Origin of the sequence: Sporosarcina luteola (assembly GCF_023715535.1) — a bacterium.
In the GTDB taxonomy this organism is placed as follows: domain Bacteria; phylum Bacillota; class Bacilli; order Bacillales_A; family Planococcaceae; genus Sporosarcina; species Sporosarcina luteola_B.
This window is the reverse complement of the sequence record NZ_JAMBOI010000011.1, coordinates 29,936-54,939: the sequence shown is the minus strand read 5'-3', so window position 1 is coordinate 54,939 and position 25,004 is coordinate 29,936. Positions and strand designations below refer to the sequence as shown.

Genomic DNA, 25,004 nt, shown 5'->3' with positions numbered 1-25,004 from the left:
TCTTTTTTTATTCTCAAGTATGTATTTTACATAAATTAACGTAATTTTGCGTAATTCATGCACAAGCATTTGTGCAGTGTTGACAAATCGGAAATTTCTGTTGTGTTACTTCAACAATGTAATTGTATTTTATTGGCTACAAGGTCTAACGACTCTTACGTAAGGAGCTTGTATAATAAGGCTGAGATACATGAAACAACAAAACTACGGGATACTAGTAGATTCATTAGTAGTCTGTAAAACACAAACTAAGTTTGGAGGTTTCAATATGACAAAGGAAAAGGGTAATAAAAAGAAGTTTCAACTTCCCCATATTTATGTCATTCTTTTTACATTCAGTGCGCTTGCAGCCATTTCGACGTACTTTATTCCTGCAGGTCAGTTTGACCGTGTGCCAGGTCCTGACGGAAGAACATCGATTGACCCGAACTCATTTACAGAAGTCGACGCTGCACCAATTGGCATAGCTGATTTCCTTACTGTTATTCCGCGGGGACTGATTGATGCGGGTGAAATTGTCTTTTTCACGTTTATTATCGGTGGTATGTTCGCGGTGCTGAAGACGACTGGAATCATTGAAGTGGTCGTGGACAGGATGGCAAACCGTTTTGCGAAAAACAGTATTTTGCTCATACCGATTTTAACAACAGTGTTTGCGATTGGGGCAACATTAATTGGAACCCCTGAGCTATCGCTCGTTTATATCCCTGTGATCATGCCGTTAATCATCGCTTTGGGGTATGATTCCATAGTGGCTGCATCGATTGCTCTTGTCGGTACGGTCGTCGGGTTTACTACTGGGGTTTTAAACCCGATTAACGTAGGATTATCGCAAAAGATTGTCGGTATCCCGGTGTTTTCAGGATTGCCGCTTCGTTTAGCTCTATTTATTGTTTGTGTATCGGTGGGAATCTTCTTCATCATGCGCTATGCAAAAAAGGTTCAGCAGAATCCTTTACACAGTTACGTGTATGAAGATGACCAAGAAAAAAGGCAACTTTACAAGCAGAGAGATAAAATTGAAGCGAAAAGCATGAACAAAAGACAGCAATATGCTTCAGTTGCTGCACTCCTCTTCCTTGGCTTCTTAGTGTATGGTGTGCTTCAGCACGGTTGGTTCATGGTTGAGATGGCAGGATTATTCATCTTTATGGGGATTGTTGTTGGCGTGATTGCCGGACTGAACGCTACCCAGATTTCAAACGCTTTCACGGAAGGATTCCGAGATGTGCTTATGGGAGCCATTATTATTGGGCTTGCCCGATCTGTCGCTGTTGTGCTTGAAGACGGACAAATTATGGATACGATCGTTTACAGCCTCGGTTCAATGGTCGGTGAGATGCCATCTGTTCTCGGTGCAGTAGGGATGTATCTGGTCCAGTTGGCCATTAACTTTATTATCCCGTCCGGAAGTGGACAGGCCTTAGTCACGATGCCGATCATGGGGCCACTTTCAGACCTGCTCGGCGTAACAAGACAGACAGCTGTACTTGCGTTCCAGTTCGGAGACGGCTTTGCCCATATTCTATTCCCGACATCTGGTTACTTTATGGCTGCACTCGTTATCGCCGGTGTATCTTGGCAAAAATGGATTCGTTTCTATATGCCTCTATTCCTTGTGTTTTCAGCAATTGGGATTGTCACATTAGTGGTCGCTCAACTGATTCAATACACAGGCTGAACGCCAATAAAAAATCCCCTTCCGCTTCTTTTAATAGAAGTGGAAGGGGATTTTTCGCTGTTTCATGTTCCAGGGTCCATTCATTTTTAGCAAGGGTCCATTCTTTCGAGTCCAAGGTCCATTCACGACGAGGGCTGATCAATACTGCACGCCATGCCGGGAGTGTGTCTTGAATGCTTCTTCATCCGGCTCGAAGTAATCTTCCGTGTATTTCGCTACGAATTCACCATTGGCAATGTGGCCTGCGCCCCATGTCGGGTCCATTGTGAGCCATTCGCCGTCGACTTTCACTTCAACCCAGGCGTGGCGGGACCAGTTGAAGCCCGCTCCGGCCGTTCCTGCTATATATCTTGCTTCCATGCCGGACGCGCGGAGCAAGGCGAGGGCGAGATATGTGTAGTCCTGGCAGATCCCTTTTTCAAGCTGCAGCACTTTTAACGCGCTATCATCCCATTCAAACTCGCTGTTTTTCTGTTTTTGTACGTCATAGGCAATTGACTTAGCCGTAAATTCATAGACGGCCTTCGCTTTCTCGCGATCTGACATATCCTCAGTTATGAGCTCTTTCACAATCGCGATGATTTCAGGGGCATCGGATTGAACTCCCCGTGATGGCAATAGATCACGTTGGTCCTCCGTGGCTGTACTTTTGACTGTGAATTTGGCTACATCATAATAATAAAACTTAGCACTGTTTTTCTCTTTTATTTTCGGAACACTAACGGTTACGTCGTAGGTTCCCGGTCCGAAGCGTAAATAGAATTCATCGTCGAATTTGTAATTATCGACTGGAATAACGGATAGTGCCTCGTCTCCATCTTTTTTCGTCGTAATATATAGATGTGTCGTCTCTTTTGCAAATGGGGCATCTTTGTCGATACTGCCTTTTACGCGATACGTTAAATTGGTTTCTTCGCCGCCGGCTGTCGGATAGGTGAGTTTGACGCCTCGTTCCTCATATGTCGTCATGTACTTGATCGGTTCAGTGACAAGGTCGGATTCATTATCGATATAAAGAATCGTTCCCTCTTGAAAATAATTGTTTCTCTCCTCGTCAGGAACGTAGACTTTTAATTGATGGACACCTTTTCCGTAAAATAAAGGGACATCATACGCGAATTTGCCGTTCTTAACTGTTATTATGTGCTTCCACGTTTCCCCGTCTTTTTTGAGTTCAAGCATCAGTTGTTCGTTTGGTCCCTTGATGGAAGGGATTTCCCCTTTGAGGGTGAAAATCTCGTTTTCATTCACATATCCGCTAGCCGGTGCCTCAAGTGTCAATCCAGCTTCCTGGGCAAAGGGGGTGTATGTAAGGTCCCTCTTGATCGCAGGGTTGACGTTGAAGACAGTGAATTTTGCAAGGTCATAGTAATAATTTTTCTGTTTCGTACTTGGGAGCATCACAGTTACTTGGTATTCTCCCTCTCCATTGAACAGCCTTACGTCCTGTTTGAATTTACCATCTTTTATTGGCGCATAGTATTCCATCGAGTCAGCAGAAAGCGCTTCTCCTGTATATCTGATTTTGATCCATACATAGTCTTCTTGTAATTGGTCCGTATTTTCGACCGTTCCTTCAACGGTGACAATTTCATTTACCGCGAAGTTTGTGTGGGTTGGTTCGAGTAATGCAGCGCCGACTTCCTCGCTGTAGGATGTTAATTCCAAAGGAGTCATTTCAAGTTCTGTATTTTTTGATTCAACTGCCGCTTGATAATCAACTTTTTGCTCTTGTGGCTGCTCTGTCTTATGCTGGGACTCTTTGATAGGAGCAGAATCATTTGTGCATGCGCCTACTAAAAGCAGGCATAGCAATAAAACAATTTGAATATGTATTTTTTTCATAGACATAGAATTCCCCCTTGGAATTAGTCATTTTCCGTAGCACCTACTCCTGATTTTTCAATCCAAATCTTTTTGCATTGCGGGCCCGAGCCCGTTCAGCTTCAATTTCCCGATTACGAGGTTCGGCATTTGTTACCAATGTGTTGAGTAATTTTTGTGTAGCAATCGCGACTTCCTCAACAGCAAGATTAATAGCATCCTCGTTTGCCTTCGATGGCTTGTTGTAACCAGAAATCTTCCGCACATACTGGAGCGAAGCGGAATAAATTTCATCCGTAGTAGCTGGAGGGCAAAAATTAAACAGTGTTTTAATGTTTCGGCACATATCATTTACCTCATTTGTTTGGTATTTTCTCGATTGTATCATATTCCACTAAATCGTATCGTTGCCTGCACAGGAGGCTGAAGAAAGTGGGGACCTCTTGGTTCTGGTATAATGGGAAGGACTACGCATAGTGGAGGAGACAAATGAACTTTATTCGTAATCGGCTATTAGGTTACGGAGTGGATGATACCTTGGTTGACCCGCTGTCCTTTGTCATCCTGGTTACTGTCATCACACTTCTTTGCATCATCGCAAATTTTATTACGAAACATTTGATTATCCGATTCATCGCTCATATTGTGAAAAAGCATAAAATCCAGTGGGGCAGTATTCTGTTGGAACGGAAAGTGCTTCGCAGATTATCCCATTTTGTGCCTGCACTTATCATTTATTATTTCGCTGCAACTTTTCCGACGTATCAAAAGGTGATCGAAACGTTGGCGCTGACGTATATTATGATTGTGGCGTTTAGTGTTATCAATCGACTACTAAGCGTGTTCAATGACATTTATCAGACATACGAGATCGCAAAAACGAAGCCGATTAAGGGATACGTGCAAGTTGCTAAAATCACTGTTGTAGTTGTTGGTGCCATTTTGGTGACTGCCAATCTGATGGGCGAAAGTCCGATTATCCTGCTGAGTGGGATTGGTGCTCTTTCTGCAGTATTTATGTTGGTTTTTAAGGATTCTTTATTAGGATTAGTGGCGGGAATCCAGTTGTCGGCAACCGAAATGGTTCGAATGGGCGATTGGATTGAAGTGCCGAATTATGGCGCAAACGGGGATATCATCGATATTTCCTTGAATACGGTGGCGGTGCGGAACTTCGATCAGACGGTGACGATGATTCCGAGCTATGCGCTCATTTCGGATCATTTCATTAACTGGCGCGGAATGCAGGAATCCGGCGGCAGGCGAATCAAGCGTGCGTTGTATATCGATATGTCCAGTATCCAGTTTTGCACGGAGGACATGATTGAGCATTATAAACAGATTCATTTTCTCTCGGAGTATATTGTTGAACGGGAACGGGAGATTGAGGAGTACAATGTTTCAAACAAGATTGATCGGAATAATCATGTGAACGGAAGGGCGATGACGAATATCGGGGTCTTCCGGGCATACATTAATGAATACCTTCGACGCCATCCAGGCATCCATCAGGAAAAGACATTGATGGTGCGGCAATTGGCACCGGGGGAGCATGGACTGCCAATTGAAATTTACGCCTTTGCAAATAGTGTTAAATGGACCGTATATGAAACTGTACAAGCTGATATTTTCGATCATCTTTTTGCCGTTGCCGGGGAATTTGGACTTAGCGTATTTCAAAATCCGACGGGCAGTGACTTGAAAGCGCTGGGCCATGAAGTAAAAGGCGAGTGAATTGTTTGGGAATTGTTTGGGTGCCTGTGCGGCGTACAATTCAGACAATACACTACAATTGTATAAAATAATTAAAGAAGCCGATCAAGTTAACGTTTGATCGGCTTCTTTCTGCATTATTATAAAATTTGTTGAATTGTCATAAATGTGTGGTGCACAGGCACCGAAAAGAATAAAGCCCTTGAAAACTCCAATCGGAGTTCTCAAGGGCTGTATAGTTTATTGATATCTTATTTTGATCAACCGTAAGGCATACGGTTCAGGGCAGGCAATGATAACATTTCCTGTTAGTATGGGATGCAGTTATTCAGTTTTATTTTGTTGCTATTTTACTTTTTGAGCAATCCGAAGAATGAGCTGTAAGCTGTAACAACTTGGTTGTAATATCCGACTAGCTTGTCCCAAACTGTTGTTTGAACAGCGTCTGTAGTTGGTTGCTCAGTAACTTCTTCGTCTTCAACAGCGTCGTCACCTTCAACAGCGTCATCGCCTTCAACAGCGTCATCGCCTTCAACAACGTCATCGCCTTCAACAGCGTCGTCGCCTTCAACAGCGTCGTCGCCTTCAACAGCGTCGTCGCCTTCAACTACGTCGTCGCCTTCAACAGCGTCGTCACCTTCGACAGCGTCATCGCCTTCAACAGCGTCGTCACCTTCAACAGCGTCGTCGCCTTCAACAGCGTCATCGCCAGCAGGTAATTCTACTACATCGTCACCTTCGACTGGTAGTTCTTCTGCTTCTTCACCTGGCAAGACAATTCCGAGGTGATCTTGGATTGCAAGGTTATAGTAGTCAATCAAACTTACATAATTTTGTAAGATAGATTTGTACTCATTAATTTGGTCATCTGTTATAATTGAATCGGCTTGGTCAGTTGACGACGTATCTTCAGTGATATTCTCGTCAGCTGGCTTTTCTGTTTCTTCAGCATCTACTTCAGCATCTTCTTCAGCATTTTCTTCAGCTGGTGCGTCTGTAGCATCATCTTCATTTACAGGTGCTTCATTAGAATCTTCTTCGTCAGCAGGTGACTCTACAGCTTCATCTCCGTCGACAGCTTCTTCTTCTTCTTCAGCAGGCGCTTCTGCGTCTACTTCTTCTTCAGCAGGTACTTCAGCATCTACTTCTTCGTCAGCAGGCGCTTCTGCGTCTACTTCTTCTTCAGCAGGTACTTCAGCATCTACTTCATCTTCAGCAGGCACTTCTGCGTCTACTTCTTCTTCAGCAGGCGCTTCTGCGTCTACTTCTTCTTCAGCAGGTACTTCAGCATCTACTTCTTCGTCAGCAGGCACTTCAGCATCTACTTCTTCGTCAGCAGGCGCTTCTGCGTCTACTTCTTCTTCAGCAGGTACTTCAGCATCTACTTCATCTTCAGCAGGCACTTCAGCATCTACTTCTTCTTCGGCTGGTGTTTCTTCAACTTCTTCTTCGTCAGCTGGAGTTTCTTCAGCTTCTTCTTCGTCAGCTGGAGTTTCTTCAGCTTCTTCTTCATCAGCTGGAGTTTCTTCAGCTTCTTCTTCGTCAGCTGGTGTTTCTTCAACTTCTTCTTCATCAGCTGGAGTTTCTACTTCTTCCTGTTCATCAGCTGGTGCGTCTGTACCTTCTTCATCTACAGGTGCATCTGTATCTTCGTCATCGTTATTAGGTGTGTCTGTGTCATCTTCATCTGTTGTATCATCTTCACCCGGCTCTGCAGCTACGAAGTTTTTATTTGCAATCGTACGCATGAATTTCCCTTTTTCAGGTGAACCCGGAATGCTTGTTGCATAATAGGAAACTTTTTCACCGTGGTTTTTGAACTCTTTTTCACCATTTTCAGCTGCTAAAGCTGAACCGCCAGCTCCAAAAATAGCTGCAGTTAGCATTGACGTCGACATGACAAACGGCAAAATTTTCTTTTTCGTGTTCTTCTCATTACGATTCGTTTCGTTAACCAAGAATGATCAAACTCCCTTTTTTTGATTTTTTTAACTCGACTACCAGATCATGAAGCGAAAAATAACACTCAGTTTAGTAAGTTGTTATGTACATCCGCCTCCTTCTCAAGCATGTAGGAGCGTTTTTTATTATCCAAGCAATAGTTTCACTCGGATTGGTTGGCAGCGCCCCATCTGCACATTACCAACAATAACAAAAGTAAATAACAGTAGTGTGACAACCAATTAACAAGTATTCATGGAAATATTAACCTTTGTAATAATAAAAAAGCGTAAGAAAGACTAAAAAGAGGGTAAAAACTAATCGGTTCGTCCCTTATAAACCATTTTATTCCAATTGATAAAATGCGTAAATCGTGCTCACCGTATATGCCCCGTTACTTTATTAACACGTAAAATGAATGGTCTGAATGGTCTAACGTTATATGTTACTAAATATTACATAGACCTTGCGTGACTAGTAATCTATGTTATAGTGTAGTAGAAAACTGAAAAGAGTTAACCACTGGGGAGTCTTTGTGAAAGACTGAGACGTGTATCGATATGCGGACCCTTCGAACCTGATCTGGCTCATACCAGCGTAGGGAAGTGGGTCGCACGTCTTCCAAAGGTTATCTTACGCCGATATGCGAGCCGCTTCTTCAACGATTGTGTTGAGTGAAGCGGCTTTTTTGGTTTTCCAAAACTTTGAAGGAGTGGTCGGAATGACGTTTTGTGAAGAGGTACGGAAGGAATGTGACGATGTTTGGGAGGCAAGCTTCCATCATCCGTTTATCGCAGCGCTTGCTGAAGGGACTTTGCCAGAGGATGTGTTCAAACAGTATGTCCTGCAAGACTCGTACTATTTGAAGCACTTTGCGAAAGTGCATGCAATGGCAGCAGTCCAGGCAACGGATTTATTGACGGTGCAGCGGTTTGCTCAACATGCGGATGGAACATGCGGGGCGGAGATTTCATTGCATGAAGGCTTTTTTGGATTGTTGGGAGTTACCGATGAGGACATTGAAAACTTTGAGCCGGCGCCGACAGCGTATGCGTACACTTCGCATTTATACCGGGCGGCGTTGGAAGGTGACTTGGCCACGACGTTGTCTGCATTGCTTCCATGTTATTGGTTGTATTACGAAATCGGCGAGAGGTTGAAGGACGCGAAACCGGACCACCCGATTTACGACAAATGGATTGCCACGTACAGTTCTGAATGGTTCGAACAGGCAACCCGTGAACAGATCGACCGTTTGAATAAATTGACGGAAGATCTTTCGGATAAAAGACGCGGACAATTAAAAGCTCATTTCATTAAAAGCGTCCACTATGAATTGCAGTTTTGGGAAATGGCTTGGACGCAGCAATCATGGTCTCTTGAAACAAGCGAGGTGCATGCATAAATGGCTCAATCTTCATTGCTGAAAGAACTGCGTACGCAAAACCCGTTAGTCCATTGCATCACGAATATCGTCGTCGCAAACTTTCAAGCGAACGGTCTGCTGGCATTGGGTGCTTCTCCGATTATGGCGGATGCGATCGAGGAGGCCGCGGAAGTTGCTGCCGTTTCCTCCTGTACATTGCTCAACATCGGGACGTTGGATCCTTCGGCTGTTGAATCAATGATTGCTGCTGGAAAAGTTTCTTCTATTAAAGGGCGGCCGCTCGTATTGGATCCGGTCGGAGCTGGGGCGACCGCTTTCCGAAAACAGACGGTCACGAGACTTCTGGGGGAACTGGAGATTACGCTCATACGTGGAAATGCCGGTGAGATTGCATCCATTGCAGGTGTTGAATGGGAAGTGAAAGGTGTCGATGCAGGAGACGGATCGGCAAATATTGAGGAGGCGGCGAAAGATGTGGCCCGCCGCCACCGTTGCCTCGTCGCTGTTACCGGCGAGACCGACATCGTGACAGATGGTGGAAAAATCATCAGGATCACAGGAGGGCATCCGCTCATGAGTAAAATTACAGGTATGGGCTGCCTGTTAAGTGCGGTTTCCGCCGCTTTCCTGTCCGTCGGTACACATTCGCCGATTGACGCGGTTGCTTACAGTCTCGCCTTTTACAAAAGAGCGGGTGAATTGGCGGCTGAATCAGCTTCGGGTCCGGGGGATTTTGCGGTTTATTTCCTGAATGCTTTACACCAATTGGGCGATGAAGCAATCGATGCCGACCGATTCATTGTTGAAGAGGGGGTTGTGAAATGACTTCAGTTGCTCTGACGATTGCAGGTTCGGATAGTGGCGGCGGGGCAGGGATCCAAGCCGATCTGAAAACATTCCAGGAGCTTGGCACGTTCGGAACATCCGCATTGACGGCAGTAACTGCACAGAATACGCTTGGCGTTCATGCAGTTCAACCGATTGAGACGGACATCGTCATCGCGCAGATTGATGCAGTGCTGAATGATTTCACAGTTGGTGCTGCTAAAACGGGAATGCTGTTTTCAGTGGAAATTATCGAGGCGGTCGCGGATACATTGAGCCGATATGAAAGGATCCCTTTAGTCGTCGATCCCGTAATGATTGCGAAAGGCGGAGCTTCACTTCTTCAGGAGGCAGCGATTGCGGCTTTGAAAGAGCGCCTCATTTCGTCGGCGACCCTTCTGACGCCCAATATACCTGAAGCGGAAGTGCTGACCGGAATGACGGTTGTGTCAATGCACGATATGGAGAATGCCGCTAATCAATTGCTTCGGATGGGAGCCGGGGCCGTTTTGCTGAAAGGTGGGCATCGGATGGATACCCCTGACGCGGAAGATTTATTCTTGTCGGCGGATGGCGAGTGTTTTCTAATGAGAAGCAAGCGGATCGACACGAAAGACACGCATGGTACAGGCTGTACGTTCGCCGCTGCCATTACGGCAGAGCTTGCGAAAGGAGCTCCGATGCATGATGCCGTCGTTACCGCGAAGCATTTTATCCATGCGGCGATTGAGGATGGGCTTTATCTTGGCAATGGACACGGACCGACAAACCATGCGGCATTACGGAATCGGGGCAGTGTGGAATGGAAGGATGTTGAATTGATTGGAAAACGTTGATGTTACACTTTATTTCATTATGGGATCGCCAAATGCCGAGAAGCCGCTATCCGTTCTGGAGGATGCGTTAAAAGGCGGGATCACTTGCTTTCAGTTGCGGGAGAAGGGGAAGCGTGCACTTGTTGGAATGGAAAAGAGAGCATTTGCTGTGAGCTGTCAACGGTTGTGTGCGCAATATGGAGTGCCGTTTATCGTTAATGATGATGTGGATCTTGCTGTTGAGATTGACGCGGATGGTGTCCATGTCGGCCAGGACGATATGGAGGCGCGATTTGTAAGAAAAAGAATTGGATCTGAAAAGATAGTGGGTGTTTCCGTTCATACAGTAGATGAAGCGAATAAGGCAATTGCGGATGGGGCGGATTATGTCGGCATGGGGCCTGTCTATCCGACGATAACGAAAGCTGATGCGAAACCGGTTGCGGGTACAGCGATGATTGAGGAAGTCGCGGCGGTGTATCCTGACTTGCCGATTGTTGGAATCGGAGGCATTACGGCAGAGAATGCCGAACCTGTCTTCCGTGCAGGGGCAAGCGGAATATCGGTCATTTCGGCGATTGCTTCATCTACTGATCCTGAATTGGCGGCGAGACGGCTGGCGGAAGTGTCTTTGAAATGGAGCCGTGATAGGGGCGTGCTGCGATGAGTACGCGAAAGTTAGTCCTGATGACTGTATTTACGGCGATTGCGGTGGCGGGATCCGCGTTCGTCTCGTTTCCTGCGGGGATTGCCCGCGCATATCCAATCCAGCACTCGGTCAATGTCATCGCGGCGATTCTGCTTGGGCCGGTTCCTGCTGTCATCATTGCATTCTTGACCGGCTTAGTGCGCATCCTGACAGGCACCGGGTCCTTGCTCGCCTTTCCGGGAGGGATGATCGGCGCCGCGCTTGCCGGGCTGCTCTATAAGAAGTCGGGGAAGGTGTGGTTGGCGGCACTCGGGGAAATCATCGGGACGGGAGTGATGGCATCCCTCTTCGCGGTCCCATATGCGGCCGTCCTGATGGGAACAACCGTAACCGCCTTCTTCTTCATGCCGCCTTTCCTCGTCTCCAGCGCAAGCGGGGCAGTCATAGGGGTCGTCGTTGCGCTCAGGTTGCAAGCCATCCCATTGGGGAGAAGGATACAAAGTTATTAGAATCTTTCGGGTGCCTGTGTGAGACACTATTCAGACAATGCACTACAATTGTATAAAATAAATGGAGGAGCCGACCAGATCAATCTTTGGTCGGCTCCTTTCTGCATGAATATGCTTATTGTTGAATTGTCATAAATGTGTGGTGCACAGGCACCGACACAATTTAGAAGTTGTTAGTAAAAAGCAATGCCGCTGGGAATACTATGTTTCGGCATAGGGTATGAGAACAAAAAAGGGTCAAGAGGGGAGCGTCGGTATGGGAAGTGGCGGAACTGAAGGAAGCGGAAAGAGATTTCCTTTTCTAATGGCAACGATGAAAGGTATCTCCATGGTGCTTCTCATCGAAAATTGGGTGACAGGGCTGCTCATATTGACTGCGATCTCGATTACCTCCCTACAGCTTGGTTTGATCGCATTCCTTTCAGCGGCGATCGGCACACTTTTCGGTCGGGTAGGCGGCGGGAATCCGTTGAGTGTTGAACGGGGGCTATATGGATATAATCCGATGTTGACAGGTATGGCGCTCATTCTGTATTTAGAAGGGCCTGCAAGTTGGCTGGTCGCTATATTTGGAGCGGTCATTGCGGCTGCATTCACCGCATCTGTTATGAGGTTTCTGCAGCCTGCCGGTATGCCGACATTGACATTTCCGTATATCGTAACAACATGGCTGCTCATGTTGTCGTCGTATAGATTTGAAACGTTCGGATTGACGGAAGAGATAGTGCCGCAGAGCTTATCGCACTGGAAGCTGGAGAGTGCCGGCGAGATTCATTGGTCCAGTGCTTTTCTAGATGGGGCCGGCCAGATTTTCTTTCTGCAAGGCTTCGCTGCGGGCTTGCTGCTCTTTTTAGGAATTTTCATTGCGAATAGGAGGATGGGGGTTTATGCGCTCGCCGGGAATTTCATTGGAATGATTACTGCCTACATACTTGGCGGCGAACATACACTCATCGATGCAGGGCTGTACGGCTATAATGCCATCTTGACCGCACTCGCTGTCGGAGTCGTTTTCCAGGCCGGGGGAACTCGGATTTCAGTATTCAGCGCAGTCATTGCGAGCGTTTTGACGGTTGTCATTATAGGCAGTGTCGATACCATACTGTTACCGTATGGGTTACCGGCTTTGACAATGCCGTTCGCTTTGAGCACTTCGATTTTTATTGGTGCACGGATGATGATGAGGCACGCCTGACCCATTCTCCTCTCTGAGGTTTTGTGGATGAAATAGTGTTGTTCTTCGCAGAGTGGGTACTGTATGGATGAAGAGGAGGAGAGTGTGTTGGAAGATATTAAAATTAAGGAAATGTTTAAAGGGCAAATTCATGAGCATGTCAGATTTAGTGTAAGCATTGACGGCAACGATTATCATGGATTGTATAATGACGGAGAAATTAATTGGTTCCGTCCACACCCTAGAGAACAATTGGCAGATCATTATGTCGAGAAGATCGAAGCGAAAGCCCATGAAAAGATACAGGAGTTCAAGGACTGAAAGAGGACAGCAACAAATCATATGCAAGTGAACAAGCTGAAACAATGCAGACTTGTTTGGGTGCCTGTGCACCAAACTATTCAGACAATACACTACAATTGAATAAAAGAAATGAAGAAGCCGACCGAATCAAGACCCGGTCGTCTTCTTTCTGTATATATATGACATATAATGAATTGTCATAAATGCGTGGTGCACAGGCACCGACACAAATGGCACCGACACAATTATGCTTTTGCTTTTCGGTAGCTGTCGTAGATTTCGATGGCCACGGTTACGATGATGGTTGCGATGATCGTCCACACCGCCCAATCGGTGAAATTCTGGACGGAGGACGAATTGATTTCCAGTACATTTGCCAAGTATGGAATCATCGCCTCGTTGATGAGGGCGGGGTTGCTGGCAATAACAATGAAGACGATCAAGCTGACTACTTTCATGACCGCATTTATCGTTACGAGCTTCATTGTCCATTGTCGTTCTTTCCATTTGAAGAGAGCCAATCCAATTTCGAGCAAGGCAATTGGTAAAACGATAGGCAAATACGACAGCAATACCGATTGATTCAGGGCTGGCATTACCATTTGCAGCCCGTCACCATTTATTGATCGATAGACGCCTGCAAGACGGTCCGCATTGAAATAAAGAACGATCCAAATCGCTGTCCAGGCCAATCCGAAAATGACCTCACTTCTTGGAATCAACTTTTTCTTCGAAATGACATGAACATGTTTCAATTGTTCGGGAGTCCATTCGGTTCCATACTTTGTGATTGCACCGTTACTTTTTGCCAAACCGATTCTTTCAATGAAAATAAATACGATGGTCACCCAGAAGAACGTCTGGATCAGCACATGTATAATATTTGCGATGATGATTCCAATGCTTTTTATCACAACCGAGAGTATGCTTTCTTCTCCAGAAAAGAGGACAATCGTTTCAACGACATGAACTAATATGGTAATTAAGATTGCCCATGGGACGATCATTTTCATTGTCCATATATAAGCATCGTATACTTTCGGGCCGATTACATGCATCGGTGTGTCGCGGTAGCTTGCGGCGAGGCGAGCGGGATCGCCTAGTTTCAAAAGGGCTTCCTTTACTTCATCCTCTGAAAAATGCTCGGGCAGCATATCTTCGATCGTGGATCTGAGTTCCAGGGCGATATCTTCCCGTAATTTTTCCGGCAGTCTTCGCGTTACTTCATATATATAGGCTTCAATCAGTTTCATCATTCTCATCTCCTTCCAATAATGTTTTCAGTTCCGCTGTCATCGTTTCCCATTCCTTTTTCAATTGCTCATAAATATCACTGCCGTACTCACTAATTACGTAATACTTCCGGGGTCTGCTTTCCGTTGTATCCCAATTGCTCGTTAAGAGTTCCTGTTTCTCTAATCGGCGAAGGAGCGGGTACAATGTACTTTGCTCAATGGTTACGCCTGCCTTTTCAAGACGTTGGACTAATGAATATCCATATTGAGGCGTCCGCAATTGACTCAATACAGCAAGAGTCAACGTTCCTCTCCGTAATTCTGTCGTGAATGATTCCATCAATGGCTCCATAGTTGTCACCTCGTGTTCTTATACTATGCATCGTACACTATTATGATTCCGCCAACAATAAGGAAGAGATAATATGTGGGTGAGAATTGTTTGGGAATTGTTTGGGTGCCTGTGCAGCACACTATTCAGATAATGCACTACAATTGCATAAAAGAATTGAAGAAACCAACCAAATCAATATCCGGTTGGTTTCTCACTGTATATATATAGTTCTTATTGAATTGTCATAAATGTGTGGTGCACAGGCACCGTTAAAGAGCACCGTTAAAAACAATTTGCAAGGGATTATTATATTATATGTATTCAATATCTTTAAAATAATTAATAAACGATAACCTGTAGAGGTAATTGAGAATTGATGGTTTGGATAAGAATCTTATTATGTTGTAAATAATATGGAATCAATAATGATGGAATACCCCTGTAACGGTTGATGTAGAGGGGTTTGTGGAAACAGAAGTGTATCTGTTGACAAAAGCACAGTTCTATATGATAATGAGTATGTAATTAGAATTATTATAGTTAAGCAGTTGAGAATACAACATAATTCTTGCTGCGGTTTAGGTTTTAATGAATTAACCTAGACTAACTATGAAAAATCACATTAGGAGGAATTTTTTTATGTCACTTATCGGAAAAGAAATACTACCATTCAGAGCGCAAGCTTACCATAGCGGTACAGGTGAATTCATCGAGGTAACTGATGACAACCTAAAAGGGAAATGGAGCATCGTTTGCTTCTACCCAGCAGACTTCACATTCGTTTGCCCGACTGAGCTTGGAGATCTTCAAGACCAATATGCAACTCTAAAAGAGCTGGGTGCTGAAGTTTATTCCGTTTCTACGGACACGCACTTCACGCATAAAGCTTGGCACGATCACTCTGAGACAATCAGTAAGCTTGAATATATTATGATTGGTGACCCTTCACAAACGATTTCCCGCAACTTCGATGTATTGGACGAGGAGTCCGGCCTAGCGGATCGCGGTACGTTTATCATCGATCCAGACGGCGTTGTTCAAACAGTTGAAATCAATGCTGGCGGAATTGGTCGCGATGCGAGCACGCTTGTCGATAAAATCAAAGCTGCACAATACGTACGCAACAATCCAGGCGAAGTTTGCCCTGCAAAATGGAAAGAGGGCGAAGAAACACTTAAGCCTAGCCTTGACCTTGTAGGTAAGATTTAAGTACCCAATAGCAGGCTAACGGGGATGGCCCCTTCCTTTCTTGGATAGGGGCTCCCTTTATTTTTGAAAAGTTTTCGGCAGTTGTCTTAGATTTTGAAGTGAATCATCGCATTCTTGATTCAAAATTTAAGGCAATCATGCCGAGTTTTCTATGGTTAAAATACAAGTTAAGGAGTAGATTACATGATTTTAGATGCAGATATTAAACAACAATTAGCCCAATATCTAGAGTTGATGGAAGGCGATGTACTACTTAAAGTGAGCGTTGGGGAAGATAAAGTTTCTCGTGAAATGGCGGAACTTGTGGATGAACTGGCGACAATGTCATCTCGCATTAAAGTGGAGCACGCGGAGTTGGAAAGAACGCCGAGCTTCAGCGTCAATCGCATCGGTGAGGATACGGGCGTCACTTTCGCAGGCATTCCTCTTGGGCATGAATTCACTTCATTGGTCCTTGCTTTATTGCAAGTGAGCGGCAGGGCTCCAAAAGTGGATGAGAAAGTGATCGAGCAAGTGAAAAAAATCAAGGACGAGCTTCACTTTGAATCCTATATAAGCTTGAGCTGCCAAAACTGCCCTGAAGTTGTACAAGCACTTAACCTCATGAGCGTGTTGAACCCGAATATTACGCACACGATGATTGACGGCGCGGCGTTTAAAGAAGAAGTGGAAAGTAAAAACATTCTTGCTGTCCCGACAGTTTATTTGAATGGTGAACCGTTCACGAACGGCCGTAAGACGATCGAAGAGATCCTTGCTGAACTTGGAAGCGGTCCTGATGCATCTGAGTTTGCTGATAAAGATCCGTATGACGTACTCGTAGTCGGCGGCGGTCCGGCGGGTGCGAGTGCGGCGATTTACGCGGCTCGTAAAGGGATCCGCACAGGAATTGTTGCGGAGCGCTTCGGCGGTCAGATTTTGGATACGGCTGCGATCGAGAACTTCATTAGCGTGAATCGCACGGAAGGTCCTAAACTAGCTGCTAGCCTTGAGGAGCACGTGAAAGAGTATAATATCGATGTGATGAATTTGGTGCGTGCGAAGCGTTTGGAGAAGAAAGACCTTATTGAGATCGAATTGGAAAACGGTGCTGTTCTGAAGAGTAAATCCGTCATCCTTTCAACGGGTGCACGCTGGCGTAATATCGGCGTTCCTGGCGAGGCGGAATTCAGGAATAAAGGCGTTGCGTATTGCCCTCACTGTGATGGTCCTTTATTTGAAGGAAAAGACGTTGCGGTCGTAGGCGGCGGGAACTCCGGTGTCGAGGCGGCGATTGACCTTGCAGGGATCGTCAACCATGTGACTGTGCTTGAATTCAATGATGAGTTGAAAGCTGATTCCGTCTTGCAAAAGCGTCTGCATAGCTTGCCGAATGTCACTGTCGTTACAAATGCTCGAACGAAAGAGATTACCGGTACGGATAAAGTGAACGGCATCACTTACGTTGATCGTGATTCAGGCGAAGAAAAGCATGTTGAACTAGCCGGCGTATTCGTCCAGATTGGTCTTGTCCCGAATACGGACTGGTTGGGTGACGTGGTTGAGCGCAATAGATTCGGCGAAATTCTCGTCGACAAGCGCGGCGCAACGAACGTTCCTGGCGTATTTGCTGCGGGAGACTGCACGGATAGCCCGTTCAAGCAAATCATCATTTCCATGGGTTCAGGCGCGACTGCTTCATTAGGCACGTTTGACTATCTCGTTCGGAATTAATTGAGGAACATCAATAGATTGAAGAGGAACAGGTCATTAGTATGGACCTGTTCCTTTTTTATGTTTTTAGTGGGAATTCCTACTTAGATTGTTGTCAATACATCCTATTTAAGGTGGTCGGTAAGGGCTCTTTTTCCTGATTTTCGTTTACTACACGGAAAATAGTGAATTATATAGATGTCAATACTTTACTAGAGGGAGCGTGTGGATATGAAAAAGTGGATATGGATCACGATGGTTCTCACCTGCGCTTTTGTTTTCGCAGCATGCGCCGATGGGAAGGATGACTCGGCCGCTTCAGTCAATAAGGAAGATAATAACGACTCGGCTGACTTGGATTTAGTCGAAGACAATAAATTGCCGTCTCTTACTGTCAATCTGATGGATGGCAACGGAAAACCGATGGGAACGGCAGAATTGACCGAGGAAGAAGACGCATTACGGATCATGGTGGAAGCAGAGAATTTACCTGAGGGGTCTCACGGTTTTCATTTCCATGAAAAAGGGATTTGTGAAGCGCCTGACTTTGAATCGGCAGGGGGGCATTTCAATCCGACGGGAGCAAGCCATGGACTCGACCATGAGGATGGACCGCATGCCGGCGACTTACCGAACCTCGAAGTCGGTCCTGATGGAACAGTGAAGGAGGAATTCTTCGTTGACAACCTCACACTATTGGCCGGTGAGGAAAACTCACTATACCATGAAGGCGGTACAGCCCTCATCATCCATGCAGAAGCTGACGATGGAAAAACCCAGCCATCCGGCGATTCCGGTGACCGCATCGCATGTGGCGTAGTGGAATAAAGGTTTCATAATCTTTTAGAGTGGAGTTTTCAGAGTCTTTCCGGTGCCTGTGCGGCACACTATTCAGGCAATGCACTACAATTGTATAAAGTAAAACCAAGAAGCCAACGTTATCAATATTTCGTTGGCTTCTTTCTGTATTTATATGAAAAATGTTGAATTGTCATAAATGTGTGATGCACAGGCACCGTTAAAATGCACCGTTAAAAAGGCACCGTTTAAAGAGGGGGCACCGCTTTGAGAATTGGCTTGATTTTGCGGAGGATGAAGAGGCTGAGTTCCGTCCAGATCCAGCTGTAGAGCAGGGAGAAGGTGAAAATTAGGAGCAAGGTGAGCGGGTTGATTGATGATGAGACAGTTGGGCCAAGTACAGGGAAGCCTAGTGCGTACAGGGGGACGCCGATGCCGATCGTTAATAGAAGACCATTCGTCAGGATTACTTGAGGACGCTTATTCAGTTTGCGGAGCGTCCATCCTAACCCGAGGCCAAGTAATCCTGTTGTAAAGGGGAAGATGATTAACTCGCTAGGTTGCAGTAAGAACAACAGGAGGATTGTTACTGTGTAGACGAAGATGCCAGAGCGTAAGGACAGTAGGGTGGCGATCATTATAGAAGCAGTGGCAAAGGGGCTGATAGCAAATCCAATTGGGGGCAGCAATCCACCGGCTGATTGCAGAATGGCCGTGAGTGCAGCCATCAATGCCATGAATAATAGCTTTTTTGTAGGATGCCATCTATTGAAAGCTCGGTGGATGTACTGTGGATGCGACGGAATTGTTGTCGTAATATGCATGGTCTCTCTCCTTTGGTAAGCAAGCCTTTCTCTATGTTATTGACAACGGCTGTTTTCCGTGCGGGTTATGGGTGCCGGAAAGTTGGATTCAGATAATACACGTGCACAGGCACCGGACCACACACAGAATCTCTTAATGACAATTGGAAGAGTTGTGCTATTCTAAATAAAAGCAAAAGGAGTTGCCGACATGATATTTTCTGAACTAGCAACAGAACGGCTACATCTGGTAGAAGTGAATAAGGAGCATGCCCAAGGGATATTCAATAACTTCTCAAATCCTGCAGTCCTCCAATATTACGGAATGGATCCGATGACTGAATTGAAGCAGGCGGAAAAGCTGGTAGAGCATTTTAGGAATTCCTTTTTATCGAGTCACAGCATTAGGTGGGCCATGATTCGGAAGGAGGACAACCGTTTCGCTGGTACGATCGGCTTAAATAACCTCTCGAAAGGAATGAAACGGGCGGAAATCGGCTTTGAGATCCACCCGGATTTTTGGCGAACTGGAATGACATCGGAGGCATTAAGGGCGGTATTGCACTATTCATTCACAGAGTTGGGTCTGCACCGAATGGGAGCTGTCACGTTCTTGGATAATGTAGCTTCCATTGGGCTGTTAGAAAAGCACGGATTTGTACAAGAGGGAATCCTGCGCAGCTATCTCTTCCAAAACGGACAATCGCATGATGCACGGGTGTTCTCGGTGTTGAAAAACGAATCAACTAATCGGGAGGATGCCTTATGAAGACATTTTTTGCGTATAACTGGCAAGTTAGAGAGGATTGGTATCGCTGGTGTGAAGAGGTGGAGGAGGCAGAGTTGCTTCGAACGCGGACTGGCGGAGTTGGCTGCATTCTAGAGACGCTGTTCCACGTAATCGACGTAGAATGGAGTTGGGTCCGGGTGTTGGAAGGAAAGCCCGCTCCCCTAGAGAACTTTGAAGACTTTAAAAGTCTGGGGAAAGTTCGGGAGCTAGATGCACGGTTCAAACCGGAAGTGGAAGCGTTTGTCCGGGATTGGGAGGAGAGCATGGAGCATAATCTGATTCAGAGTAAGTTGCCCGATGGCAGGATTGTAACAGATGCCTGGGGCGAGGTAATGCGGCATATCATTGCACATGAAATTCATCATATCGGGCAGTTGTCGGTGTGGGCGAGGGAGATTGGGAAGAAGCCGGTTTCCGCTAGCGCAATCGGTCGAGGGCTTATACCGCAAAAAACAGACGTTAGATGATTTCATAAAGTGATCACGGGAAATCATTAACGTATTTAGGAGATATTAAATGATATTAGGGAATCCAATTGGAGAAGGGAATACCGCTGTAATTTATCTTTACGATAATAAAATCGTCAAAGTATTTAAAGATCACTTGCCGGATACCGAATCTGCTTACGAGGCAAATAAACAACGGTTTGCTTATGCATGCGGACTTCCTGTTCCTAACGTTTTAGATGTTACAAAGATTGATGGGAAACAGGCGATCATCATGGAGTTTATCGAAGGGAAGACACTCGGGGAGTTGTTTTTTGAGGACATGGAGCGGGCGGAGTATTACATCGGGCTTTCCATTGACATCCAGCAGAAAATTCACCAGATGCGCACGGAATCACTTGAGCTGATGTCCGAAAAAATTCAACGGCAACTCGAGGATTCTTCTGTGGATGAATTTCAAAAAGAAATATTGATGAAAAAGTTAAATTTAATGACATATGAAAACAGGCTTTGCCATGGAGATTTTCATTTATTAAATTTAATAATGTCAGGCGGTGTAGTAACAATTATCGATTGGGTGGATGCGAGTGCGGGAGATATCCGCGCTGATGTTTGCCGGACGTATCTATTGTATTCCGAACGATCGATTGATGTGGCAGAACTCTATTTACGGTTGTATTGTGAAAAAAGCGGATTGGCGAAAGAAGATATTTTGCAATGGTTACCGATTATCGCGGGAGCAAGATTAGCTGAGAATGTGGTCTCGGAAAGCAGGGAGCGTTTATTGGCTATTGTTAATCAGTATGTGTAAATGTCTTTGCGCCGTACATTTATGCAATCTGAAAATATATCGGATCGTATTTTCGACTTATATATACCACATCAACATAGCAAAATGGACTGTCCCTTGAACGAGACAATCCATTTTGTTGTCATTTCTTCAATTCAATCGTTTCATTCACATCTGTTGATTTAGAACTTTGCCCTGTCATGCGTTTATAGAAAAAGGCGATTTTCTTCGTCAAATTGCCGGTTTCCCAGTATTCGGCAGCTTCCGCTTTCACCTTTATCAAGACAAGATTAGGATCATCATAAGAAGTTTGCATTATTTTCTCGTAAGCTTTGCTCCATAATTCCTTTTTCTTGTTTATATCCTCAACGACTTCTGCTCTTCCGCGTACGGAAACATAGGACTTACCTGCATAAGCCACATTCACATCTTGGTCATGTGAAATTTCTTCATATTTATTGGTTTCTTTCTTCGTGAAAAACCACAAGTCACCATCAAACTCAACTTCTTGTGTTTTCATAGGGCGAGAAACAAGCCCTTCTTCAGATAGCGTAGTGAGCATTGCTGTATCAATGTCTTTTATTAACTCTCTTAATGTTTGTATTTCTTCTTGTTTCATTACACATCACCTCGGTCATATTGTAGAAGTATTTTTCCCTCTACGGTAACTATTTAAACAGGCACCGAGATTGGGGTGTCATGGAATGAGGTTAACAACTGACTGATATGGGAAAAACAAGGTAAACAAAGAGAGGAGCCAGCTATGGATCAGATACTCTATATGCTATTCACCTTCGCTTATATCGCGTTACTCATTTGGGGATTAAAAGGTATCAATGCACAAGAGGTTAGAAAGTGGACGAGTGTTGTCTACCTTGTCGTCATGGCTCTAATTTACGACAACGGGATTTTAGCGATCGGTCATTGGATCGGTGAAGGAGCAATTTTAGAAAGCTTAAATGCTGTTAGGTTTTGGACGCATGCGATTGTTACCCCATTATTAGTGACTTACTCGATAGGAACGTTGCGCGAAAGCGGCGTTTCATGGGCTAGAAAAACGTGGGTAACGATTCTTTCTGTCCTCTACACTATTGCCGCCATCATACTCGAAATCATATTTGTCACTGCAGATCTACGATTACAAGCTGAAAAAGAATATGGGGTTGTCAGTTATGGATCAGTAGACCCGCCAAGTGGTCCTCCCGTTATGATTCTTTTCGTCACTATAGCTATGCTCATTGCCGGTGGAGTGTTATGGAAGAAGACAGGATGGGCCGTGTTTTTCATAGGTGTAGTCATCATGACAATCGGCAGTGCCGTCCCGCTTGACGTTGGAAGCAATGCGATTACCAACTTATTTGAACTGATTTTGCTGACATCGTTAGTCTGGACAAAGCGGAAGCTTATACAGGGAGAGCTGTACGTGAAATGATAATTGTGTGGGTGCCTGTGCAGCACACTATTCAGATTATGCACTACAATTGCATAATAAATAAGTAGAAGCCGACAATATCAGCATTTAGTTGGCTTCTTTGTGTATTTATATAACTATTATTGAATTGTCATAAATGTGTGGTGCACAGGCACCGTGAAAGGACACCGTGAAAGGTTCTTTACGCTTTCTTTATACTTTTCCGGTCGAATTATTTATACTTGCCGTTTATTCTTAGATTATCAGTATTGAAAGGATGATCGTGTATGTCCGAAACTATTTTAAAAGCGACGAATGTATCTAAGATATATGGTAAACACAAAGTGCTCGACAAAGTTTCGATTGAAATTAAACGCGGGATGATTTATGGGTTAATTGGGGAGAACGGTGCGGGGAAGTCAACATTCATGCGTACGATTATGGGATTGATTACAATCGACGAAGGGAATATCGAACTACTTGGTGAAACGAGCATGAAGGGATTGCAGCAAGCCCGCCGTAAAATGGGCCAGTCTATTGAAACGCCGGCGCTTTATCCAGAATTGACAGCCCGTCAGAATTTAAGGGTCCAAGCGGCCAATGGCGGGGTCAGTGAACGGAACATTGAAGAATTGCTTCACTTAATGAACCTCAGTCACACGAATGATAAGAAAGCGAAGAACTTCTCTTTAGGGATGCGTCAACGGTTAGCGATTGCTTCCACACTTATTACGAACCCTGAATTCCTAATCTTGGACGAGCCGACGAACGGTCTCGATCCTTCAGGGATTGTGGAAATGCGGGAAATTATTCAACGACTAGTAACAGAGCGCGGAATGACCGTCTTGCTATCAAGTCACTTATTGGATGAGCTATCACAGATTGCGACCCACTATGGTATTTTGCATGACGGGAAAATCATTAATGAGCTTTCGAAGGAAGAGTTAGCGCGTGAAACTCGCCAATTCATTGAATTGGAAACGAATGACGCGCAAAAAGCAGTCGTCATCCTCGATCAGCTTGGAATTAAAGACTACGAAGTGATTAATGGAACGGAAATCAATATTTATGAAAAGCTGGACGATGTAGCTGCCATTAACCGGGCTTTGGTCGCAGGGGATGTGGACGTTTCACGCATCGGTACGTCACGACAAAAACTTGAAGATTATTTCTTACAAGTAACAGGAGGGATTCCTCATGCTTAATCTGTTAGCAGCTGAAAGAATAAAGCTGTTTCGTAGTAAAAAATTATATATTGTCCTCGGTATTCTATTTTTCCTGCCGATTATGCAAGCCGTCAGTTTTCATTTCGAGGTGCTAAATGGAAAAGAGCCTGTCCAAATCATTGAGACAGTTATCAATGGAGCGACAGCAATTTTAATGATTAAAAAGAACGGCCTCACAATTTTGCTTGTATTAAGCGCTTTTATAAGTTTTTTAATTGGTGAAGAGTTCCATAATGGAACAATCCGCAATGCGTTGTCGTTAGGTCGGAGCCGCACACATTATTATTTATCTAAACTTGCTGTCGCTGCATCCGTTTCCATCGTCAGTGTCATTGGGCTGACGCTAATTGGTATGATCAGCTATTCAATCGCTTTCGGCTTTGGTGGCATCGCGGAGATTACAAATTATACGAGTTACGCTATAAAAACATTCGGTACGCTCACCTTATTACTATTGTCTAGTGTATCGATCTACGTGATGATTAGCTTTCTCACGAAAAATAGCAGTTTTTCATTGATCTGGAGTTTTCTTTATACGATCGCAACAGGATTTCTTCCGTCACTGTTCCAACAAACCGAACATTTTAAGCATATGACAAACTGGTTCTCGCAAACGTTTTTATTTTACTGGGATTTTGCCCAACCAGCGACTGTGGCCCAATACCCTGAGATGATTTTAGTCAGCCTCATTACGATTGTGCTATCATCAGCAGTAGGAATTCTTTTGTTTTCACGATCAGATGTAAAGTAGGTCGATAACGATGGCGACGATATTAATTATAGAAGATGATATGGCAATTCATTCGCTGATCAAGGAAGCATTGATGTTGAATGGATTTGACACATTGAGTGCGTACTCAGGAACGGAAGGGAAACTGTTGTTTGAACAAAGCGAAGTGGATGTTGTCCTCTTGGATCTGATGCTCCCAGGGATGAACGGGGAAGAGTTTCTTCAGGAAATCAGGCAGAATTCAACCGTTCCGGTCATGGTTATTTCAGCGAAAACTGACCAACAATCGAAATTGGAACTTTTGTCGAATGGGGCGGATGATTATATTACAAAACCGTTCGATGTACAGGAGCTGCTTGTCCGGGTTAACATCCAATTGCGCCATGCAGCAAAAGCTTCCTTCAGTGGAATGAAAGAGATCCATTATAATGAAATCAGTGTGAATGTAGATACACGCGAAGTGAAGGTCAATGGCGAAACGCTCCATTTAACAGGGCGTGAATATGCAATCCTCCTTCTATTCCTCGAGAATCCGAAGAAGGTGTTCAGTCGTGCTAATATTTATGAAAGCGTCTGGAATGAACCATACTTTGACGGCGATAAAACGATTAATATGCACATCAGCAATTTGAGAAATAAGCTTAATGGTAATGAGACAAACTATATTAAAACAATATGGGGCATAGGCTTCAAATTTGATTAAACGAAAAGGGGCGTGA

At 44.8% G+C, this 25,004-nt stretch carries 26 protein-coding genes and 1 riboswitch; of the genes, 19 read left to right on the top strand and 7 right to left on the bottom strand.

From position 1 onward, the window contains the following. Nucleotides 1-268 precede the first annotated feature (268 nt). On the top strand, nt 269-1,681 hold the full coding sequence (locus M3191_RS15220) for a YfcC family protein (RefSeq protein ID WP_251701229.1): 1,413 nt from the start codon (nt 269-271) through the stop codon (nt 1,679-1,681). Nucleotides 1,682-1,819: 138 nt separating this feature from the next. Here M3191_RS15220 and M3191_RS15215 read toward each other — a convergent pair whose 3' ends face one another. Continuing rightward, nucleotides 1,820-3,532: a transglutaminase domain-containing protein gene (locus M3191_RS15215; protein ID WP_251701228.1), complete on the bottom strand. Its 1,713-nt coding sequence runs from the start codon at nt 3,530-3,532 to the stop codon at nt 1,820-1,822. A gap of 37 nt (nt 3,533-3,569) precedes the next feature. Next, on the bottom strand, nt 3,570-3,851 hold the full coding sequence (locus M3191_RS15210) for a DUF2277 domain-containing protein (protein WP_251701227.1): 282 nt from the start codon (nt 3,849-3,851) through the stop codon (nt 3,570-3,572). 143 nt (nt 3,852-3,994) lie between these two features. Here M3191_RS15210 and M3191_RS15205 point away from each other — a divergent pair, with 143 nt between their 5' ends. Next, entirely contained in the window at nt 3,995-5,239 is a 1,245-nt protein-coding gene (locus M3191_RS15205; protein WP_251701226.1) for a mechanosensitive ion channel family protein, read from the top strand. Between the two features lie 329 nt (nt 5,240-5,568). Here the strand turns inward: M3191_RS15205 and M3191_RS15200 are convergent, their stop codons facing one another. Further along, nucleotides 5,569-7,176 carry a hypothetical protein gene (locus M3191_RS15200; protein ID WP_251701225.1) on the bottom strand — a complete coding sequence of 536 codons (1,608 nt, stop codon included), beginning with the start codon at nt 7,174-7,176 and terminating at the stop codon, nt 5,569-5,571. Between the two features lie 497 nt (nt 7,177-7,673). Next, a riboswitch (TPP riboswitch) is annotated at nt 7,674-7,780 on the top strand. A gap of 100 nt (nt 7,781-7,880) precedes the next feature. Between M3191_RS15200 and tenA the strand changes: the two genes are divergently transcribed. From tenA to M3191_RS15165, 7 genes are all read left to right on the top strand, one after another. Then, complete coding sequence (gene tenA, locus M3191_RS15195; RefSeq protein ID WP_251701224.1) at nt 7,881-8,564, top strand: thiaminase II; 684 nt, start codon at nt 7,881-7,883, stop codon at nt 8,562-8,564. Continuing rightward, nucleotides 8,565-9,371 carry a hydroxyethylthiazole kinase gene (thiM, locus tag M3191_RS15190; protein WP_251701223.1) on the top strand — a complete coding sequence of 269 codons (807 nt, stop codon included), beginning with the start codon at nt 8,565-8,567 and terminating at the stop codon, nt 9,369-9,371. Further along, on the top strand, nt 9,368-10,207 hold the full coding sequence (gene thiD / locus M3191_RS15185) for a bifunctional hydroxymethylpyrimidine kinase/phosphomethylpyrimidine kinase (protein ID WP_251701222.1): 840 nt from the start codon (nt 9,368-9,370) through the stop codon (nt 10,205-10,207). The genes thiM and thiD overlap by 4 nt, the downstream gene beginning before the upstream one ends. Nucleotides 10,208-10,226: 19 nt before the next feature. Continuing rightward, entirely contained in the window at nt 10,227-10,853 is a 627-nt protein-coding gene (gene thiE, locus M3191_RS15180) for a thiamine phosphate synthase (RefSeq protein WP_251701255.1), read from the top strand. Next, complete coding sequence (gene thiW, locus M3191_RS15175) at nt 10,850-11,344, top strand: energy coupling factor transporter S component ThiW (protein ID WP_251701221.1); 495 nt, start codon at nt 10,850-10,852, stop codon at nt 11,342-11,344. Before thiE ends, thiW begins: the two co-directional genes overlap by 4 nt. A gap of 256 nt (nt 11,345-11,600) precedes the next feature. Further along, entirely contained in the window at nt 11,601-12,539 is a 939-nt protein-coding gene (locus tag M3191_RS15170) for an urea transporter (protein WP_251701220.1), read from the top strand. 87 nt (nt 12,540-12,626) lie between these two features. Next, the gene (locus M3191_RS15165; protein WP_251701219.1) at nt 12,627-12,839 is read left to right on the top strand and encodes a hypothetical protein; all 213 of its coding nucleotides are present in this window, start codon (nt 12,627-12,629) and stop codon (nt 12,837-12,839) included. Between the two features lie 227 nt (nt 12,840-13,066). Here M3191_RS15165 and M3191_RS15160 read toward each other — a convergent pair whose 3' ends face one another. Next, nucleotides 13,067-14,074, bottom strand: coding sequence for an HAAS signaling domain-containing protein (locus M3191_RS15160; RefSeq protein WP_251701218.1), 1,008 nt, complete (start codon nt 14,072-14,074; stop codon nt 13,067-13,069). After that, entirely contained in the window at nt 14,061-14,408 is a 348-nt protein-coding gene (locus tag M3191_RS15155; RefSeq protein ID WP_251701217.1) for a PadR family transcriptional regulator, read from the bottom strand. Before M3191_RS15155 ends, M3191_RS15160 begins: the two co-directional genes overlap by 14 nt. Nucleotides 14,409-15,029: 621 nt before the next feature. Between M3191_RS15155 and ahpC the strand changes: the two genes are divergently transcribed. From ahpC to M3191_RS15140, 3 genes are all read left to right on the top strand, one after another. Continuing rightward, nucleotides 15,030-15,599 (top strand): alkyl hydroperoxide reductase subunit C, encoded by a 570-nt coding sequence (ahpC, locus tag M3191_RS15150; protein ID WP_251695994.1) that lies wholly within the window; start codon nt 15,030-15,032, stop codon nt 15,597-15,599. 183 nt (nt 15,600-15,782) lie between these two features. Beyond that, complete coding sequence (gene ahpF / locus M3191_RS15145; RefSeq protein ID WP_251701216.1) at nt 15,783-17,312, top strand: alkyl hydroperoxide reductase subunit F; 1,530 nt, start codon at nt 15,783-15,785, stop codon at nt 17,310-17,312. Nucleotides 17,313-17,522: 210 nt separating this feature from the next. Further along, nucleotides 17,523-18,119, top strand: coding sequence for a superoxide dismutase family protein (locus M3191_RS15140; protein WP_251701215.1), 597 nt, complete (start codon nt 17,523-17,525; stop codon nt 18,117-18,119). A 218-nt stretch (nt 18,120-18,337) separates the two neighbouring features. On the opposite strand, the gene M3191_RS15135 is transcribed toward M3191_RS15140, so the two are convergent. Continuing rightward, nucleotides 18,338-18,913, bottom strand: coding sequence for a hypothetical protein (locus tag M3191_RS15135; RefSeq protein ID WP_251701214.1), 576 nt, complete (start codon nt 18,911-18,913; stop codon nt 18,338-18,340). A gap of 190 nt (nt 18,914-19,103) precedes the next feature. Between M3191_RS15135 and M3191_RS15130 the strand changes: the two genes are divergently transcribed. From M3191_RS15130 to M3191_RS15120, 3 genes are read left to right on the top strand one after another with little or no spacing between them, the layout of a single operon-like run. Next, complete coding sequence (locus M3191_RS15130; RefSeq protein ID WP_251701213.1) at nt 19,104-19,661, top strand: GNAT family N-acetyltransferase; 558 nt, start codon at nt 19,104-19,106, stop codon at nt 19,659-19,661. Next, nucleotides 19,658-20,149 (top strand): DinB family protein, encoded by a 492-nt coding sequence (locus M3191_RS15125; protein ID WP_251701212.1) that lies wholly within the window; start codon nt 19,658-19,660, stop codon nt 20,147-20,149. The genes M3191_RS15130 and M3191_RS15125 overlap by 4 nt, the downstream gene beginning before the upstream one ends. Nucleotides 20,150-20,198: 49 nt before the next feature. Continuing rightward, nucleotides 20,199-20,939, top strand: coding sequence for a phosphotransferase family protein (locus M3191_RS15120; RefSeq protein ID WP_251701211.1), 741 nt, complete (start codon nt 20,199-20,201; stop codon nt 20,937-20,939). A 121-nt stretch (nt 20,940-21,060) separates the two neighbouring features. On the opposite strand, the gene M3191_RS15115 is transcribed toward M3191_RS15120, so the two are convergent. Further along, a complete protein-coding gene (locus M3191_RS15115) occupies nt 21,061-21,537 on the bottom strand; it encodes a pyridoxamine 5'-phosphate oxidase family protein (protein ID WP_251696008.1) in 477 nt (158 codons plus the stop codon). 144 nt (nt 21,538-21,681) lie between these two features. On the opposite strand from M3191_RS15115, the gene M3191_RS15110 reads away from it, so the two are divergent. From M3191_RS15110 to M3191_RS15095, 4 genes are all read left to right on the top strand, one after another. Continuing rightward, complete coding sequence (locus M3191_RS15110) at nt 21,682-22,350, top strand: phospholipid phosphatase (RefSeq protein WP_251701210.1); 669 nt, start codon at nt 21,682-21,684, stop codon at nt 22,348-22,350. Nucleotides 22,351-22,616: 266 nt separating this feature from the next. After that, nucleotides 22,617-23,534, top strand: a complete 918-nt coding sequence (locus M3191_RS15105; protein ID WP_251701209.1) for an ABC transporter ATP-binding protein — start codon at nt 22,617-22,619, stop codon at nt 23,532-23,534. Further along, nucleotides 23,527-24,306 (top strand): ABC transporter permease, encoded by a 780-nt coding sequence (locus M3191_RS15100; RefSeq protein ID WP_251701208.1) that lies wholly within the window; start codon nt 23,527-23,529, stop codon nt 24,304-24,306. Before M3191_RS15105 ends, M3191_RS15100 begins: the two co-directional genes overlap by 8 nt. 10 nt (nt 24,307-24,316) lie before the next feature. Continuing rightward, nucleotides 24,317-24,988: a response regulator transcription factor gene (locus M3191_RS15095; RefSeq protein ID WP_251701207.1), complete on the top strand. Its 672-nt coding sequence runs from the start codon at nt 24,317-24,319 to the stop codon at nt 24,986-24,988. The last annotated feature ends 16 nt before the right edge of the window (nt 24,989-25,004 follow it).

What these genes read in the sequence shown, in the direction of transcription:
- M3191_RS15220 (WP_251701229.1), top strand. Translation starts at nt 269, where the DNA reads ATGACAAAGGAAAAGGGTAATAAAAAGAAGTTTCAACTTCCCCATATT.
- M3191_RS15215 (WP_251701228.1), bottom strand. Translation starts at nt 3,532, where the DNA reads ATGTCTATGAAAAAAATACATATTCAAATTGTTTTATTGCTATGCCTG.
- M3191_RS15210 (WP_251701227.1), bottom strand. Translation starts at nt 3,851, where the DNA reads ATGTGCCGAAACATTAAAACACTGTTTAATTTTTGCCCTCCAGCTACT.
- M3191_RS15205 (WP_251701226.1), top strand. Translation starts at nt 3,995, where the DNA reads ATGAACTTTATTCGTAATCGGCTATTAGGTTACGGAGTGGATGATACC.
- tenA (WP_251701224.1), top strand. Translation starts at nt 7,881, where the DNA reads ATGACGTTTTGTGAAGAGGTACGGAAGGAATGTGACGATGTTTGGGAG.
- thiM (WP_251701223.1), top strand. Translation starts at nt 8,565, where the DNA reads ATGGCTCAATCTTCATTGCTGAAAGAACTGCGTACGCAAAACCCGTTA.
- thiD (WP_251701222.1), top strand. Translation starts at nt 9,368, where the DNA reads ATGACTTCAGTTGCTCTGACGATTGCAGGTTCGGATAGTGGCGGCGGG.
- thiE (WP_251701255.1), top strand. Translation starts at nt 10,227, where the DNA reads ATGGGATCGCCAAATGCCGAGAAGCCGCTATCCGTTCTGGAGGATGCG.
- thiW (WP_251701221.1), top strand. Translation starts at nt 10,850, where the DNA reads ATGAGTACGCGAAAGTTAGTCCTGATGACTGTATTTACGGCGATTGCG.
- M3191_RS15170 (WP_251701220.1), top strand. Translation starts at nt 11,601, where the DNA reads ATGGGAAGTGGCGGAACTGAAGGAAGCGGAAAGAGATTTCCTTTTCTA.
- M3191_RS15160 (WP_251701218.1), bottom strand. Translation starts at nt 14,074, where the DNA reads ATGAAACTGATTGAAGCCTATATATATGAAGTAACGCGAAGACTGCCG.
- M3191_RS15155 (WP_251701217.1), bottom strand. Translation starts at nt 14,408, where the DNA reads ATGGAGCCATTGATGGAATCATTCACGACAGAATTACGGAGAGGAACG.
- ahpC (WP_251695994.1), top strand. Translation starts at nt 15,030, where the DNA reads ATGTCACTTATCGGAAAAGAAATACTACCATTCAGAGCGCAAGCTTAC.
- ahpF (WP_251701216.1), top strand. Translation starts at nt 15,783, where the DNA reads ATGATTTTAGATGCAGATATTAAACAACAATTAGCCCAATATCTAGAG.
- M3191_RS15140 (WP_251701215.1), top strand. Translation starts at nt 17,523, where the DNA reads ATGAAAAAGTGGATATGGATCACGATGGTTCTCACCTGCGCTTTTGTT.
- M3191_RS15135 (WP_251701214.1), bottom strand. Translation starts at nt 18,913, where the DNA reads ATGCATATTACGACAACAATTCCGTCGCATCCACAGTACATCCACCGA.
- M3191_RS15130 (WP_251701213.1), top strand. Translation starts at nt 19,104, where the DNA reads ATGATATTTTCTGAACTAGCAACAGAACGGCTACATCTGGTAGAAGTG.
- M3191_RS15125 (WP_251701212.1), top strand. Translation starts at nt 19,658, where the DNA reads ATGAAGACATTTTTTGCGTATAACTGGCAAGTTAGAGAGGATTGGTAT.
- M3191_RS15120 (WP_251701211.1), top strand. Translation starts at nt 20,199, where the DNA reads ATGATATTAGGGAATCCAATTGGAGAAGGGAATACCGCTGTAATTTAT.
- M3191_RS15115 (WP_251696008.1), bottom strand. Translation starts at nt 21,537, where the DNA reads ATGAAACAAGAAGAAATACAAACATTAAGAGAGTTAATAAAAGACATT.
- M3191_RS15110 (WP_251701210.1), top strand. Translation starts at nt 21,682, where the DNA reads ATGGATCAGATACTCTATATGCTATTCACCTTCGCTTATATCGCGTTA.
- M3191_RS15105 (WP_251701209.1), top strand. Translation starts at nt 22,617, where the DNA reads ATGTCCGAAACTATTTTAAAAGCGACGAATGTATCTAAGATATATGGT.
- M3191_RS15100 (WP_251701208.1), top strand. Translation starts at nt 23,527, where the DNA reads ATGCTTAATCTGTTAGCAGCTGAAAGAATAAAGCTGTTTCGTAGTAAA.
- M3191_RS15095 (WP_251701207.1), top strand. Translation starts at nt 24,317, where the DNA reads ATGGCGACGATATTAATTATAGAAGATGATATGGCAATTCATTCGCTG.